This window comes from Halomonas colorata (assembly GCF_014897985.1).
Lineage (GTDB): Bacteria > Pseudomonadota > Gammaproteobacteria > Pseudomonadales > Halomonadaceae > Vreelandella > Vreelandella colorata.
Genome location: NZ_JABUZA010000038.1, coordinates 16,345 through 31,622, shown reverse-complemented (window position 1 = coordinate 31,622; position 15,278 = coordinate 16,345). Strand labels below are relative to the sequence as shown.

Annotated in this window: 14 protein-coding genes; 12 read left to right on the top strand and 2 right to left on the bottom strand. The window is 54.2% G+C overall.

Annotation, left to right across the window (positions count from 1 at the left end; translation table 11 throughout):
- Positions 1-14: 14 nt before the first annotated feature.
- A complete protein-coding gene (locus tag INT33_RS16350; protein ID WP_192538874.1) occupies positions 15-1,091 on the bottom strand; it encodes a 3-deoxy-7-phosphoheptulonate synthase in 1,077 nt (358 codons plus the stop codon).
- Positions 1,092-1,420: 329 nt separating this feature from the next.
- Between INT33_RS16350 and rpoE the strand changes: the two genes are divergently transcribed.
- The 12 genes from rpoE (at position 1,421) to acpS (ending at position 12,538) form a co-directional block, all read left to right on the top strand.
- On the top strand, positions 1,421-2,020 hold the full coding sequence (rpoE, locus tag INT33_RS16345) for an RNA polymerase sigma factor RpoE (protein ID WP_018915838.1): 600 nt from the start codon (positions 1,421-1,423) through the stop codon (positions 2,018-2,020).
- 341 nt (positions 2,021-2,361) lie between these two features.
- Positions 2,362-3,108 (top strand): sigma-E factor negative regulatory protein, encoded by a 747-nt coding sequence (locus INT33_RS16340; RefSeq protein WP_192538875.1) that lies wholly within the window; start codon positions 2,362-2,364, stop codon positions 3,106-3,108.
- A gap of 48 nt (positions 3,109-3,156) precedes the next feature.
- Positions 3,157-4,101, top strand: a complete 945-nt coding sequence (locus tag INT33_RS16335) for a MucB/RseB C-terminal domain-containing protein (RefSeq protein ID WP_192538876.1) — start codon at positions 3,157-3,159, stop codon at positions 4,099-4,101.
- Between the two features lie 73 nt (positions 4,102-4,174).
- Complete coding sequence (locus INT33_RS16330) at positions 4,175-4,624, top strand: SoxR reducing system RseC family protein (protein ID WP_192538877.1); 450 nt, start codon at positions 4,175-4,177, stop codon at positions 4,622-4,624.
- 66 nt (positions 4,625-4,690) lie between these two features.
- Positions 4,691-6,112 (top strand): DegQ family serine endoprotease, encoded by a 1,422-nt coding sequence (locus INT33_RS16325; protein WP_192538878.1) that lies wholly within the window; start codon positions 4,691-4,693, stop codon positions 6,110-6,112.
- 195 nt (positions 6,113-6,307) lie between these two features.
- A complete protein-coding gene (lepA, locus tag INT33_RS16320) occupies positions 6,308-8,125 on the top strand; it encodes a translation elongation factor 4 (RefSeq protein WP_192538879.1) in 1,818 nt (605 codons plus the stop codon).
- 14 nt (positions 8,126-8,139) lie between these two features.
- Positions 8,140-8,943, top strand: a complete 804-nt coding sequence (gene lepB, locus INT33_RS16315) for a signal peptidase I (protein ID WP_192538880.1) — start codon at positions 8,140-8,142, stop codon at positions 8,941-8,943.
- A 64-nt stretch (positions 8,944-9,007) separates the two neighbouring features.
- The gene (rnc, locus tag INT33_RS16310) at positions 9,008-9,700 is read left to right on the top strand and encodes a ribonuclease III (RefSeq protein WP_192538881.1); all 693 of its coding nucleotides are present in this window, start codon (positions 9,008-9,010) and stop codon (positions 9,698-9,700) included.
- A complete protein-coding gene (gene era, locus INT33_RS16305; RefSeq protein WP_018915846.1) occupies positions 9,697-10,596 on the top strand; it encodes a GTPase Era in 900 nt (299 codons plus the stop codon). Before rnc ends, era begins: the two co-directional genes overlap by 4 nt.
- Positions 10,597-10,604: 8 nt before the next feature.
- A complete protein-coding gene (gene recO / locus INT33_RS16300; protein WP_192538882.1) occupies positions 10,605-11,297 on the top strand; it encodes a DNA repair protein RecO in 693 nt (230 codons plus the stop codon).
- Positions 11,298-11,332: 35 nt separating this feature from the next.
- Positions 11,333-12,157, top strand: coding sequence for a pyridoxine 5'-phosphate synthase (gene pdxJ, locus INT33_RS16295; protein WP_192538883.1), 825 nt, complete (start codon positions 11,333-11,335; stop codon positions 12,155-12,157).
- A 3-nt stretch (positions 12,158-12,160) separates the two neighbouring features.
- Positions 12,161-12,538 (top strand): holo-ACP synthase, encoded by a 378-nt coding sequence (gene acpS / locus INT33_RS16290; RefSeq protein ID WP_193092433.1) that lies wholly within the window; start codon positions 12,161-12,163, stop codon positions 12,536-12,538.
- On the opposite strand, the gene INT33_RS16285 is transcribed toward acpS, so the two are convergent.
- Positions 12,522-15,239: an ATP-binding protein gene (locus tag INT33_RS16285; protein ID WP_192538885.1), complete on the bottom strand. Its 2,718-nt coding sequence runs from the start codon at positions 15,237-15,239 to the stop codon at positions 12,522-12,524. The two genes, acpS and INT33_RS16285, sit on opposite strands and share 17 nt — an antisense overlap.
- Positions 15,240-15,278: the final 39 nt, after the last annotated feature.

Sequence of the window (15,278 nt, the reverse complement as noted above, 5' to 3'; positions counted from 1 at the left end):
AAGGCAAGGCATCGTTACACAGTAATACGCTTGGCTAATACCGACGCCAGTTTATCGTTCATACGCTTAAAGGCATCAACGGTGGTATCCCAGTCGATACACGCATCAGTAATTGAGACGCCATACGCTAGCTGGCTGAGGTCGGCAGGTACTTTCTGACTTCCCCAGCCGATGTTGGACTCTATCATCAGGCCGATGATGGATGTGTTACCTTCCAGAATCTGATTAGTAACATTTTCCAAGACTAGTGGCTGCAGAGCAGGGTCTTTGTTTGAGTTAGCGTGGGAGCAGTCGATCATGATGTTGGGCGAAATATTGGCTTTTTTAAGCTCTTTTTCCGCCAGGGCGACGCTTACGCTATCGTAGTTGGGTTTGCCGTTACCGCCGCGTAGCACGACGTGGCCGTAGGCATTGCCCCGAGTGCGAATAACCGATACCTGACCTGCCTGGTTAATGCCCAAGAAATTGTGTGGGTTGGCAACGGACTGCAGCGCGTTGATGGCAACATCCAGACTGCCGTCGGTGCCGTTTTTAAAACCGACTGGCGAGGAAAGACCGGAAGCCATTTCGCGGTGGGTTTGTGATTCTGTGGTACGCGCGCCCACGGCAGACCAGCTGATACAGTCTTGAAGATACTGGGGCGAAATGGGGTCAAGTGCTTCTGTGGCAAGCGGTAAACCAAGCTCCGCCAGGTCAACGAGCAGCTTGCGAGCAATGTGCAGTCCTTCATCGATCTCAAACGAGTCGTTAAGGTGCGGGTCGTTGATCAGGCCTTTCCAGCCAACGGTGGTGCGCGGTTTTTCAAAGTAAACGCGCATCACGATGTACAGGCTATCACTTACCTGGTCGGCCAGTGTGCGAAGGCGACGGGCATAATCCAGGGCTGCCTCAACATCATGGATGGAGCAGGGGCCGACCACAACCAATAGGCGGGGGTCTTTGCCATCCAGGATATTTTGGATAGTCTGGCGCCCTTCTATAACCGTGCGTTCAGCCGCGTCGGTAAGAGGAACGGCCTGTTTAAGCGCGTCCGGCGTCGTGAGAACATCCTGAGCGAGGACGTTAAGATTGTGAACCTGCTGTTCTGACATCTAGCTACCTATGCTTGCGCAATGAACGGAAAATGGCACCTACTATGGCGTGTCACAGTGGTAAAAATCAATTATTGAGGAACTTGGCAGCGTTGAACAGTGTCAGCTCCTGGATTTTGCAAGTAGGGGGTAAGCGCTTGATGCGTCGCACAGAACGCGTAACACTTAGCGCTATGAATCATTTATGGGGCATTGTTTTGTTAGCCTCTTTCATCACTATCATTAATTAATCCCCAAGGGACACTATGTTGCTTGCTGTGAAGGCCCGCGCAAAGGGGCTAATAGGAATAAGGCTCGACGCACGTCGTACGAGCTGGAGGAGCGTGTGAATGGGCACTCGGGAAACGGACCAACAGCTTGTCGAACGTGCCCAAAAAGGCGATACGCGCGCTTTTGATCTGCTGGTAAAAAAATATCAGCATAAAATTATTGGGTTGATCGGACGCTACGTACATGATCACTCGGAAGTTCAGGACGTGGCGCAAGAGGCATTTATCAAGGCGTACCGGGCGCTGGGTAAATTTCGTGCCGAGAGCGCTTTTTATACCTGGATGTACCGGATCGCCATCAACACGGCTAAAAACCACCTAGTGTCACGTGGTCGTCGCCCGCCCGGTAGCGACCTGGATATTGTCGATGCCGAAATTGTTGATCAAAGCGGTCGGCTGGCCGATGCCGAGTCGCCGGAAGCCGCCATTGCCCGTGATCAGCTTGAGGCAGCGGTTTATGAGGCGATTGAAAACCTACCGGATGATCTACGTACCGCCATTACGTTACGTGAGCTTGATGGCCTGGCGTATGAAGATATTGCCCAGATAATGCAGTGCCCGGTGGGAACCGTGCGCTCACGAATTTTCCGTGCTCGTGAAGCGGTGGATGAACATATTCGCCCTTTGGTGACTACCGCACGGAACAGTCGTGACGATTAATGGTCAATAACAGCAGTACCCAATAGCGTATTTTGCGCATTAGACCTTGTCGGGTAGCTAACGGATTGGTCACAAATAATTACGTTTTTACTTTTTTTGTGAACTGTCTGGAAAGTGGAGCGTCATACAGGCTGACCGCTTTCGATAAGCGGAAGAGAGTTAACAGCCGTGACGCTATTTACAGCAGCGCCTTAAGCAACAAGCCCTAAGTTAGAACTAACGTAAGTGCTTATTGCAGGGCAAGTTGTTCAGGTCTTAGCCTGTGAAGTTATTACAGCGGTCACTGCTTATTTGCCGTACTGCGGTAGGACTTCATTTAACACAGTGTGAGGGTGTGAAGTATGAGTCAAAACACACGGGAATCACTTTCAGCATTAATGGATAGCGAAAGTGATGAGCTGGAACTACGCCGAGTGTTGAAGGCACTACCAAATGACGCTGACGCGGCAGATACGTGGCGACGTTACCACTTGGCCCGCAGCATGATGCAGCGTGAGCAAGGCGTGGATATCAGCGTTGATCTGTCGGCCGGTATTATGGCGCGTTTGCAAGACGAGCCTGCGCCGCTGCTTGATGATGCTCAAGAACGCGCTCCCATGCGCTCAAACGGTATCTCTTTTGCACGGGGTGCGGGTGTGGCCGCTGCTGTATCTTTGATGGTGATCACTGGTGTGCAGTTTTTAGGTAACGGTAACAGCAGTGGCACGGGTGTTAGCACTGGCGGCGACATGGCGGTGACTGCATCAAACGGCGGCTCTATGGCTGGGCAGGTGCAGCCGGTAAGCCTGGGCGCTTCTCAGCCTGCCTCCGTGATGTCTGCCAACATGCCCATGTTTGAACCGACGCCGTTCAGGCTAACGGGGCAGTCGCAAAGCGGCTTTATGAATGTAAGCGATGCGGGCTTTGAGTCGGCAGCCGTGCCGCAAACTGCCACCATGCAACAAAGTACTGCCATTGATGTTGATCAAATAAGGCTTCTGCAGTCGTATTTGGAGCAGCACTCTCAAGGTGCCGCTTACGGTAATGGCGACAGCTGGATGCCGTTGATGCGTTCTTCTTCCGTCACTGAGCCGCTGGGTCAGCGTTGATAGCGCTGGCTTAATAAGGCGACGATCGTTAGTGAAGGAATACCCCGCATGATGGTAACTTGGCGAAGCAGGCTGGTGGCTCTGGGCGCATTAATGAGCGTCAGCCTGTTGCCTTTACAGGCGTATGCACAAAGCGATACCCAGAACCTTTGTGTTGATACGTCTGCTGCTGAAACGCCCGCCAGCATTGAGCAGTGGCTCGAACGAAGTTTACAGGCGAGCCACTGCTATACCTTCCAGGCCAGAGCGGTGGCGATTAATTCTATCGATGTGCGCACGTTAGCGCTTTCCCATCGCATTCAGGATGGCATCCGCCAGCAGGTGGTGCAGCAACTTGATGGGCCTTCCATCAGTGTTGAGCGCCGCTCGCGAGTAGGGCAGCTAGCCTGGAAAGCTAATGGAAGCAATGGCTTTCCTTCGCTAAAAGGTTGGACGGAGCACACGTCAGAGGTTTACGACATTAGTTTAGAAGAGGGCGCGCGTGTTGCTGGGCGAGACGCGGTGAAGTTGCGCTTTGAACCGCATGATAATCAGCGCTATACCCATGAATGGTGGTTAGATAACGCCACGGGACTGTTGCTTAAGCACGTGCTCAGTGATCCTACCGACCGAATTCTCGAAACCTTTCAGGTAACCCAGCTGCATGAGCCCGAGCGCTACGAGGGGCAAATTGTCGTGGACGCCACGCAACCCGCCTCTGAGCCATCTTGGCATGCAGAGTGGTTGCCCGAAGGTTTTGTCGCGCAGCCCGTTTCCGCGCGAGATGAAGAGGCGCATCAACGCCTGTATAGCGATGGCTTGGCAACGGTAAGTATTTTTGCTGAGCCGCAGGCTGGCACACAAAATCTTAAAAGTGGCGTTAGCCAAATTGGTGTCTCCTCGATTGCGGTTGAAGCGCATACCCAAGGTGACTTGCAATGGCAGTTGGTAGGCATTGGTGAAGTCCCTCCGTCCATGCTTCAGCGTATCGTTCATTCGGTCGAGTTTGATTAAACGTCGTTAACGGTTGATGCCCTTTACTATTAATGTCCTTTACTACGAGTAAATTACGTCAGAGTAATGTGCAGTGATTAAGCCCTCATGTGATGCCTTAACGCGTTATGGAAACGTCGTCGGCTATACCCAGCATGGATTGTTAGTCGATGTATCGATTAAAGAGACGTGTCAGCAGTGTGCTCAGGGTCGAGGTTGTGGCATGGGCATACTGGCCCGGCAGCAACGCCAGTGCATCGAAGTAATCTCTTCCCATCCTGTCCTCTTACTTGGCGAGCGCTATCCGCTGGGTAGCCCAGTAACGCTTTGCCTTGAGCGCTCAGATATAACGTTGTTGGCGTTACTCATCTATGCGTTGCCGCTTTTATTGGCACTGGCGTTATCTGGATGTCTGGTTGCGCTAAGGGTGACGGATTGGATCGTGCCTGCCAGCTTTTTTGCAACCCTGTTAATCGGGGTGGTAGGTTTAAAGCATTTGCTTAGCGGGCGAACGGAACGCTTTCGCCCCCGGTTGGTCAGTTAATTGTCCTGCACCTCGCATGAGTTGCATTTCTTTTCGTTTGATGTCTGCTTTAGTAGGAGCTCTTGCATGAAGCGCTTGGTTCTCCCCTCGGCACTATGGCTATGCCTGATGGCACTCTTGACGGTAGGTCAAAGTGCTTACGCTTATGATTTACCTGATTTTACAGAGCTGGTTGAGGACGCCGCCCCTGGAGTCGTCAATATCTCAACAAGCCGTACCGTTCAACGTAGTAATGCTCCTTCTATTGGGGGATTCGGCGGGCAGGAAATTCCGGAAATTTTTCGGCATTTCTTTGGCGATAGTTTTGGCGATAGTTTCCCCTCGCCGCCAGGGAGTGGCCCGGGGCGTAGCGAAGAGCGCCAATCGCTGGGTTCCGGGTTTGTAATTAGCGAAGACGGCTATGTCATGACGAATGCCCACGTGGTGCAGGATGCCGATGAAATTCTGGTGCGTTTAAATGACCGTCGTGAACTTCCCGCTGAGCTCGTTGGTAGCGATGCCCAGACGGATGTGGCCTTATTAAAAATTGAAGCAACCGGTTTGCCCGTTCTAAACCTGGGTAATTCTGATAATTTGAAAGTGGGCGAGTGGGTCGCTGCCATCGGTTCTCCCTTTGGTTTTGACCATTCGGTAACCGCTGGCATTGTGAGCGCGATTAATCGTACGCTGCCGCGGGATGCTTACGTTCCGTTTATTCAAACCGATGTGGCGATAAATCCCGGTAACTCAGGTGGCCCGCTGTTTAATCTGGACGGCGAAGTGGTCGGGATTAACTCGCAAATCTTTACCCGCAGCGGCGGCTTTATGGGGCTCTCGTTTGCGATTCCGATTAATGTGGCCATGGACGTTGCCGACCAGCTGCGCGAAGGCGGCCACGTTGACCGCGGCTGGCTGGGTGTCATGATTCAACCGGTGTCGCGTGATTTAGCCGAATCGTTTGGTATGGAAAACGCCAGTGGCGCGCTAATTGCGGATCTAGACCCCGAAGGCCCCGCGGCCCAAGGTGGCTTACGTGCAGGCGATGTGATCATTAGCGTTAATGGGGATGAGGTCGATCGTTCAAGCTCATTGCCGCGTTTGATTGGTCGTGCAGCTCCAGGCAGTGAGGTAGAACTGACCTTGATGCGCGATGGCGAACAGGTCACCGAAACCGTTGAACTGGGCCATTGGCCGGATTCTGAAAAGGCCGAGGGCGAGGGCAGCAATAACCAGGTTCGCTTAGGTATTTCGGTCGCTGAGCTTGACGATACCGTGCGTGAGCGCTTGAGCATCGATGGAGGTGTTGAAGTTCGCCAGGTTGAGCCGGGTAGCGTTGCCGCACAGGCGGGCCTGCAAGTGGGTGATGTACTGGTAAGCATTGACCACCGGGGTGTGTCATCAGCCGATGAGCTGCTAAGCATTGTTGAAGGACTGCCTAGCGATCGGGCAATTCCACTGCGTATTTATCGTGATGGTCGCTCACTGTTTGTCGCTCTGCGCCTAGAATAAACGCTTTTCCTGCCTATTCAGTCCGGCGGTTCACGCCGGACTGCTGTTCCTATCCCCCGCATATCGCTACAATAGCGCTTATCTTTTTAACGAAAATAGATAAAGCGGCCAATGGGCCGACTGTTTTCGAGCTTTAAACTTTCGAGGCGGCCAGTTTTAGAGCCGCTTGCGTACCACTAAGGCAGAACACTTTCGATGTCCCATGACGTTTCTAGCAGCAAGCTCAAAAACATAAGAAACTTCTCAATTATCGCTCACATTGACCACGGGAAATCGACCCTTTCTGACCGTTTGATTCAAACCTGTGGCGGCCTGACCCAGCGTGAGCTGAAAGAGCAAGTGCTCGACTCCATGGATATTGAGCGCGAGCGCGGCATTACCATTAAAGCGCAGTCAGTGACGCTCGATTACACCGCGGCCGATGGCGAGGTGTATCAGCTCAATTTCATCGATACGCCCGGGCACGTGGATTTCTCCTACGAAGTATCGCGCTCGCTTTATGCCTGCGAAGGGGCGCTGCTGGTTGTGGATGCGGCCCAAGGGGTCGAGGCGCAGTCGGTGGCTAACTGCTACACCGCTATTGAGCAGGGCCTGGAAGTGCTGCCCGTCCTCAATAAAATCGACTTGCCCCAGGCCGACCCGGACAAGGTAGCGCAAGAAATCGAGGAAATCATTGGCCTTGATGCTACTGACGCCTGTCAGGTGTCAGCCAAAAGCGGTATCGGTATTGATGGTCTGCTTGAGCGTTTGGTTCGGGATATTCCGCCGCCCAAAGGCGACCGGGATGCGCCCCTGCAGGCACTAATCATTGACTCCTGGTTTGATAACTATCTGGGCGTTGTTTCGCTGGTGCGCTTGTTTGACGGCACGCTGCGCAAGGGCGAAAAAATCCGTATCAAGTCAACGGGCCGCGATTGGAACACCACCGAAGTGGGCATTTTTACTCCGCTGCGCAAAGAAACCAACATTCTGCGCGCCGGTGAAGTGGGCTTTATTGTCGCCGGGATTAAAGAGATCCACGGCGCGCCGGTGGGTGACACCATCACCCATACCAAAACGCCCGATGTGCCGCGTCTGCCGGGTTTCCAAAAGGTGAAGCCTCAGGTGTATGCCGGGATGTTCCCGGTCAGCGCCGATGATTACGAAGACTTCCGTGATGCGCTTGAAAAGCTCGCGCTCAACGATGCTTCTTTAGAGTATGAACCGGAAAACTCGGATGCCCTGGGCTTTGGTTTCCGCGTTGGTTTCCTCGGCACGCTGCACATGGAAATCATCCAGGAGCGGCTTGAGCGCGAATACGACATTGATCTCATTACCACTGCACCTACCGTGGTATACGAACTCGCCATGAAAAATGGCGATGTCACCTACGTCTCCAACCCCTCCAAACTGCCGGATATGGCAGACGTGGATGAAATGCGTGAGCCTATCGTACGGGCCAGCATTCTGGTACCGCAGGAGTTCGTGGGCAACGTGATCACCGAGTGTGAGCAGCGCCGTGGGACCCAGAAGGACATGCAGTTCCTGGGTAATCAGATTCAACTGGCCTATGAGCTGCCGATGTCGGAAGTGGTCATGGACTTCTTTGACCGTCTGAAATCCATCTCCCGTGGCTATGCGTCGCTTGAATACAATTTCGAGCGTTTTGAAGCGGCCAAGCTGGTGCGTCTGGATGTACTGATCAACAGCGAAAAGGTAGATGCCCTCGCGGTGATCATTCACCGTGACCACGCCCACAGCCGTGGCCGGTTGCTGGTCGAGAAAATGAAAGAGCTGATTCCGCGTCAGATGTTTGACGTGGCTATTCAGGCGGCCATTGGTGGTCAGGTCGTGGCACGTTCCACGGTCAAGGCACTGCGCAAGAACGTGACCGCCAAGTGTTATGGCGGCGACGTAAGCCGTAAGAAGAAACTGCTGGAAAAACAGAAAGCCGGTAAAAAGCGGATGAAACAGGTGGGGCGTGTTGAAATCCCCCAGGATGCCTTCCTCGCTGTGCTCAAGGTTAACGACTAGGGAATACGTCCTCTATGGATTTTTCATTACTGCTGGTACTGGCCGTTGCAATTTCAGGGGTCATTTATTTCATTGATGCTGTCTGGCTGCGTCCCAAGCGGCGTGAACGCCTGGCCAAGGCGGAGGCGGCGACGGTTGAAGGCGTGGATGGGCCTACGCGGGATAAGCTGCTCAAAGAGCCATGGCCTGTGGACTACGCGCGCTCGTTCTTCCCGGTACTGCTGGTGGTGCTGGTGGTACGCAGCTTCATTGTCGAGCCGTTCCAGATCCCCTCGGGCTCAATGCGGCCAACCCTCGAGGTTGGTGACTTTATCCTGGTAAACAAATTTGCCTACGGACTTCGCCTGCCTGTCGTTCATGACCGTATCCTGGAAGTGGATGATCCTGAACGCGGCGATGTGATGGTATTCCGCTTTCCCGACGAGCCATCGGTCAACTTCATCAAACGTGTGGTAGGCCTGCCGGGTGACCGTATTCGCTACGAAGATAAGCAGCTATACATTAACGATGAGCCGATAGCCAAGACGCTGGTCGAAGAAGGTCCCGAAACCGCGCCTCAAGAGCTATTATTGCAAGAGCAGCTGGGCAGCGCGAGCCACGCCATTTATAACAACCCGCGCGACCCTGGGCCGCAGATGCGTGAAGTCGAAGTGCCCGAAGGCCACTACTTCATGATGGGCGATAACCGCGATCACTCCAACGATAGCCGTTACTGGGGATTTGTACCCGAAGAAAATATCGTGGGGCGTGCCTTTGCCGTATGGATGCATTGGGATGGCGGTCTGCCAAGCTTTAGCAGTGTGCGAAGCATTGAATGAACGGGTTTAGGTTGGTTTTGATCAATCATGTCACTTTAGTTAACGTCAATGACGTAGGAGCTCTGTGAGTAATTCCTTAAACGCTTTTTGCCGACGAATCGGCCACACCTTTGGCGACGAATCGCTCTTGGAGTTGGCCATGACTCACCGAAGCTACGGTGGGCGTAACAATGAGCGCCTGGAGTTTTTAGGCGACTCGATTGTTAACTTCGTTATCGCAGAAGCTTTGTTTCAGCGTTTCCCTCAGGCGCGCGAAGGGCAGTTGTCGCGCCTTCGTGCACGTTTGGTGAAAGGCCAGACGCTGGCTGAACTAGCCCGTGAAATGACCTTTGGCGAATGCTTGCGCCTGGGTTCCGGGGAAATGAAAAGCGGAGGGCATCGTCGCGAGTCGATCCTCGCCGATGCGGTTGAAGCGATAATCGGGGCCATTTATCTGGACGCCGGTATGGATGTCGTCCGAGAACGCGTTCTTTCCTGGTACGCCGAGCGGCTAGAGAATATCTCGTTACAAGATACCCAGAAAGATCCTAAAACACGCTTACAAGAGTTTTTGCAATCGCGTCAGGCAGCGCTGCCGCGCTATGAAGTGGTCTCTGTAAAGGGCGAGGCGCATGCCCAGACCTTTACCGTGGAGTGCTACATTGAGCTACTAAGCGAGCATACCACCGGTAAAGGCCCTAGCCGCCGCCATGCTGAACAGCAGGCGGCCGAAGAAGCGCTTTCGTACCTTGAGAAAAAATCAGGAGACAAATCATGAGCCAATCCTGCGGCTTTGTGGCCATCGTCGGACGGCCTAACGTAGGCAAATCAACCCTCATGAATCGAATTCTGGGGCAAAAAATCTCCATTACCTCACGGCGTCCACAAACCACGCGTCACCAGGTAATGGGCATTAAAACGGTTGAGGACACGCAGTTTATCTACGTGGATACGCCCGGCATGCACATCATGTCGAAAGACCGCAATAAAGCCATCAACCGCTTTATGAACCAGGCGGCTACCCAGGCGCTGCGTGATGTCGACTGTGTGGTGTTTATTATCGACCGCACTCGCTGGACCGAGGAAGATCAGGCGGTACTCAAGCGCCTTGAACACGTTAAAGCGCCGGTGATTCTGGCGGTCAACAAGGTCGATCGCCTTCAGGACAAGGGTGATTTACTCCCCTGGCTTGCGGAAGTGGGCGCGCGGCGCGAGTTTGCAGCGGTAGTGCCTATTTCGGCTAAACACGGCACTCAGGTGGATACGCTGGAAGAGGAAGTGGCCAAGTACCTGCCGGAAAGCGTGCATTTCTTCCCCGAAGATCAGATTACCGACAAGAGCCTGCGCTTTATGGCCGCGGAGCTGGTGCGCGAAAAAGTCATGCGCCAGCTGGGTGACGAGCTGCCGTACCAGATGACCGTCGAGATCGAAGAGTTCCGCGAAACCGAGCGCGTCACGCATATCAGCGCGTTGATTCTGGTGGAACGCCAGGGTCAGAAGGTGATTCTGATCGGTGAAAACGGCGATCGGATCAAGAGCATTGGCCGTGAAGCGCGTCTGGATATGGAGCGTGCGCTGGGCACCAAGGTCATGCTTAATATGTGGGTGAAAGTGAAGCGCGGTTGGTCCGATGACGAGCGTGCTTTGAAAAGCCTGGGTTACGACCTCGATTGAGTGTTGCGATGTCAGCGGAGCCCGCGTTCTTACTGCACCGCAAGCCTTATCGTGAAACCAGTGCACTGGTAGATTTATTAACGCTGAATAATGGCCGCATACGCGCCGTTGCCCATGGCGGGCAACGGCCGGGGTCAAAGTCACGTCAACGCTTGCAGCCGTTCACGCCACTGTTTGTTAGCTGGCGCGGTGAGCGGGATCTCAAGCGGCTTACTTTAATGGAGTCGCGTGGGCAGACGGCATTATTGGCGGGTGAGGGCTTGCTATGCGGCCTTTACGCCAATGAAATTGCCACCCGCTTATTGCCATTAGAGCTTATTGCGGGCGATGTTTTTGCCTTCTATACGGCCCTGCTTGAAGCGCTACCTATCCCTTCTGAACGGGCTTTAGCCTTGCGCCGCTACGAGTGGGCTTTGCTTGAAGCGCTCGAAGCGACGCCGCGTTTTTGTACACCCGACGGCAATCCGCTAGACCCACAGGTTCGCTACCGGTTTGATCCGCAGAGCCGCGCTTTTCTACCCGCAGATAACGGGCTCGAAGCTCGCGCACTGCGCTATGTGGAACAAGGCGACTGGCAGCATGCGGGTCTTGCCAACGTTCTAAAATCCGTTATGCGTGCCGCGCTGGCGCCGCACTTGGGGTCGACCGCTCTGCGTTCTCGAGAGCTTATGGTGGCGCTAGCCCGCCGACGTCAACCATAGTCTACGTTTACGACTTTTCTTGATTGGAGACAGTTATGCATCCTCCTCGCATTTTGCTAGGCGTTAATATTGATCATATCGCCACGCTGCGTCAGGCGCGCGGCACCCGCTACCCTGATCCGGTGCAGGCCGCTTTACTTGCCGAAGAAGCGGGCGCCGATGGTATTACCGTGCACTTACGTGAAGACCGGCGCCATATTCAGCCTCGCGATGTAAGGCTATTGGCCGAGATGCTCAATACTCGTATGAACCTGGAAATGGCGGTGACCGAGGAGATGCTTGCGCTGGCCGAGGAAGTGCGTCCGGCTCACGTTTGCCTGGTACCGGAGAAGCGTGAAGAGCTTACGACCGAAGGCGGATTGGATGTGGTCGGTGGCTTTGACGCTATTGCCAGCGCGTGTGAACGGCTAAAAAAAGCCGGTTGTGACGTGTCGCTATTTATCGACCCTGAAGAAGCGCAAATCGACGCGGCCCATCGCGCTGGCGCACCGACCATTGAGCTGCATACCGGCGCTTATGCCGAAGCCAAGCCGGGCAGTGATGTGGCCAATGCAGAGTATGAGCGTTTGACCACTGCCGCCACGCACGCGGTATCGCTAGGTCTGGTGGTTAACGCAGGGCACGGCCTTCACTACCACAACGTAGAAGCGATAGCCGCGCTGCCCGGGGTTAATGAGCTAAATATTGGCCATGCCATTATTGCCCGCGCGCTGTTTGTCGGCCTTAAAGAGGCCGTGCAGGAAATGAAACGGCTTATTATCGCCGGTCAGGAAGCAGGCCTGATGGCCGCTTTAGATGCGCATGACCACGAACACGACCATGATCATGCGCATAACCACCATGAATGCTGCGGTCACTAAATCATGATCGTGGGTATCGGCTCGGATATTGCCCGGGTTGCGCGCTTTGCGCAGGCGATGGAGCGTCATGGGCCACGCTTTGCCAGGCGGATTCTGGGGGTTGATGAGTACGCCACCTGGCAGCAAAAGGGCAAACCAACGGCCTATCTGGCCAAACGGTTCGCCGCTAAAGAAGCCTTTGTAAAAGCGCTAGGGCTGGGTCTTCGCAGCGGTATGCAGTGGGGCGATATTCAGGTCGCCAATGACGCCCTGGGTAAGCCCCATCTGCAGTTAAGTCATGAAGCCAAGCGGCTAATGCAGGCATCGGGTGCCACCACCAGCCACATCACGTTAAGTGATGAAGCCGAGTATGCCGTCGCCTTTGTCATTCTTGAGCGTTAGCCCCACGGGCCAGCATACTACGCTGCGTGCGCAGGCGGGCCATGGCGCTATAAAGCGCTTCCAGCAGGCTTTCGGCGTGGTTCAACCCACTGGTGCGCAGCCGTGTTTCCAGCGTTTCAACCAGCAATGCAAGCTCAGGCGCACCACAGTAGCGGCTAGCGCCGTTGAGACCATGCACCCAGTCAATGAGGGCTTCTACATCCTTGCGCGCATAAGCTGTGTGTATTTTTTCTTCGGTTTCTTCCAGATTATCGATCAAGCGAATTAGCTGCTCGTAGGCAAGGTGCTTCTTACCTCCGGCAAGCCGTGTGCCCAGCGCCAGATCGACGGCAGGCAGCGCTTCGCTCGTCGGGGAGCTCAGCGAGCTCTCCTGGGAAGTGGCCTGCGTGCTGGCGGGCAGATAAGCTGTAATGTCCAAAAAACGCTGCAATAGCTGCTGAAGCTGCGTTTCATCAATAGGCTTGATCAGCACATCATCCAGACCCGCCGCCAGCCACTGCTGGCGCTCGTTACTTAAGGCATGCGCGGTGACCGCGACAATCGGGCAGCGCGACCAGCGATTGCTGATGCGGCGTAGTGCCTGGCTTGTTTGAACACCGTCCATGCCGGGCATGCGGATATCCATAAGCACGATATCCGCCGTGTGATTAAGCGCAAAGGCCAGCGCCTCCTGACCGCTGGATGCCAGCGTAATGCGTATTTGCTCAGTTTCGAGCATAGCCTTAAGTAGTTCTCGGTTGGATGCATTATCGTCAACGATCAGAATATGGATAGCCGAGGCGACCGGCGGTTTAAGTGAGCGGGATATGGGGGGCGCGAGCTTTTTTTGCACCGGCTGAAGTAAGTGGCGCAACGTGGTAGCTAGCTGTACGCGGGTAAACGGCTTACACAGCATTTCGCCGCCATGGGGAAGCTCCCAGGGGGGTAAATCAAAGCTAGTGGTGTTGGCCAGAATCAGCACTGGGCAGCCGGCCTGTTCAATTAATTGTTGCCATTCATGTCTTTTCGCAGCTTCAAACTCTTCTTGTTCAAGGCCTAAAATCAGCAGGTCTTCTTCGCCCTTGGCGCTAAACGCCATGGGGATTGCACCCCAGCGCTCCAGTAAATATTCCAATGCATGACGGGTAGGAATATGCGGCTCATAAAGGCGTATGAGAGGGCTTTCCAGATTTAGCTCGGGCAGCCGTTCACCGCTTTGGTTGGCCAGTAGGGGCAGGGTAAAGGAGAACGTCGTTCCTTGGCCAAGCTCGCTTTCCACGCTGATCTCGCCCCCCATGCGTTCAATCAGTTGGCGGCAGATGGTAAGCCCCAGGCCACTTCCGCCGAACTGGCGTGAATGGCTGGGTTCCGCTTGGGAAAACGCGCTAAATAGCTGCTGTTGGTGCTCCTCACTCAGGCCAATGCCGGTGTCGCTGATACTGATACGCAGCACCACGTGCTGACCTTCCTGATTGTCGAGCATCACGCGCACAATCACTTCACCCTCATGGGTAAATTTGAGGGCATTGCCAATTAGATTGCTAAGTACCTGATGGATACGCAGCGGGTCGCCGCTAAGCGGCGTGGGCACATCATCATAAACCATGGTAACCAGATGTAGACGTTTACGCTGGGCCTCTGGCGCATGCAGGCCGATGACTTCATCCAGAAGGGGCACAATATCAATATCGACTTCTTCAAGCGTTAGGCGATTGGCCTCAAGCTTGGAGAAATCGAGTACGTCATTGACCAGCATTAGCAGGTTATTGCAGGCGCGATGAACGTGTTCAAGCCACTCTTGCTGGCGATGATCCAGCGTTGAGCGGCCCAGTAAACGACAAAAGCCAATAATACCATTGAGCGGTGTGCGTATTTCATGGCTCATGTTGGCTAAGAATTCTGATTTAACCGCATTGGCCCGCAACGCGCTGCGGTGCGCCAAGTCGAGCTTGATATTTTGCTCTTCAATGGTTTCCATTGATTCTTGCAGTTCGCTGGTGGCTTGCTCGATTTGCGTTTGCATGTCACGTTGCGACTGCTGAAAGTGCTCTGTCAGGCTATTTACATGAACCGCTAACTGGTTAAGCTCAATAGGCCGGGCGGGGGTTAAATACTGCCGGTAGTCACCCCGCGACAAGCGATAGAGCGCTTGGTTGGCTTCTTCGATAGGACGGGAAATATACCGACTGAGGGCGAAGGCGCCGAGAAACAGCAGCAATCCCAGCAGCATACCCCCCAGGCTTAAACTGGCTAGAAGCTTATAGCGTTCAAGTGTCAGTGGATGGGTATTCACTTCTGCTTCAAGCCAGCCTGTTCCGGTGCGGCGTATGTCGAACTGAGCATTACCCAGGGGCACCAGCAGTCGCCAGATAGTATCTTCCTCTTCCACCTGGGTTGAGAGGGGTGGCATTAGTCGTGGGGAGAGCTTGGTTGAGCGCCCAAGTGCCAACAAACGGTTGCCCTGCTCATCAAAAAGGCTCACCGCGCTGAGCCCGTGATGATCCAATAATTGGCGAGCCAGTCTTTCCAGACGCTCAGAATCAGCCTCTACCATCGCAGTTTGAAGGCTGGGGGCTAGTAACTCGCCAACATCTTGAAGGCGTTCTTTAAAAGCATCGCGCTGTGCTGTCTCGCTTTGTACCATCAACAAAACAGACATCATGGCATACACCAATAGCGGAAAACCGAGTAGTGCAAATAACAAACGCGTGTTCAATGACATGAAAGAAGCCCGCAATTCAATAAGGTTGCCTGTCAAGCG

Excerpts from the sequence above, each read along its gene's own strand:
- INT33_RS16350 (WP_192538874.1), bottom strand. The coding sequence starts at position 1,091 with ATGTCAGAACAGCAGGTTCACAATCTTAACGTCCTCGCTCAGGATGTT.
- rpoE (WP_018915838.1), top strand. The coding sequence starts at position 1,421 with ATGGGCACTCGGGAAACGGACCAACAGCTTGTCGAACGTGCCCAAAAA.
- INT33_RS16340 (WP_192538875.1), top strand. The coding sequence starts at position 2,362 with ATGAGTCAAAACACACGGGAATCACTTTCAGCATTAATGGATAGCGAA.
- INT33_RS16335 (WP_192538876.1), top strand. The coding sequence starts at position 3,157 with ATGATGGTAACTTGGCGAAGCAGGCTGGTGGCTCTGGGCGCATTAATG.
- INT33_RS16325 (WP_192538878.1), top strand. The coding sequence starts at position 4,691 with ATGAAGCGCTTGGTTCTCCCCTCGGCACTATGGCTATGCCTGATGGCA.
- lepA (WP_192538879.1), top strand. The coding sequence starts at position 6,308 with ATGTCCCATGACGTTTCTAGCAGCAAGCTCAAAAACATAAGAAACTTC.
- lepB (WP_192538880.1), top strand. The coding sequence starts at position 8,140 with ATGGATTTTTCATTACTGCTGGTACTGGCCGTTGCAATTTCAGGGGTC.
- era (WP_018915846.1), top strand. The coding sequence starts at position 9,697 with ATGAGCCAATCCTGCGGCTTTGTGGCCATCGTCGGACGGCCTAACGTA.
- recO (WP_192538882.1), top strand. The coding sequence starts at position 10,605 with ATGTCAGCGGAGCCCGCGTTCTTACTGCACCGCAAGCCTTATCGTGAA.
- pdxJ (WP_192538883.1), top strand. The coding sequence starts at position 11,333 with ATGCATCCTCCTCGCATTTTGCTAGGCGTTAATATTGATCATATCGCC.
- acpS (WP_193092433.1), top strand. The coding sequence starts at position 12,161 with ATGATCGTGGGTATCGGCTCGGATATTGCCCGGGTTGCGCGCTTTGCG.
- INT33_RS16285 (WP_192538885.1), bottom strand. The coding sequence starts at position 15,239 with ATGTCATTGAACACGCGTTTGTTATTTGCACTACTCGGTTTTCCGCTA.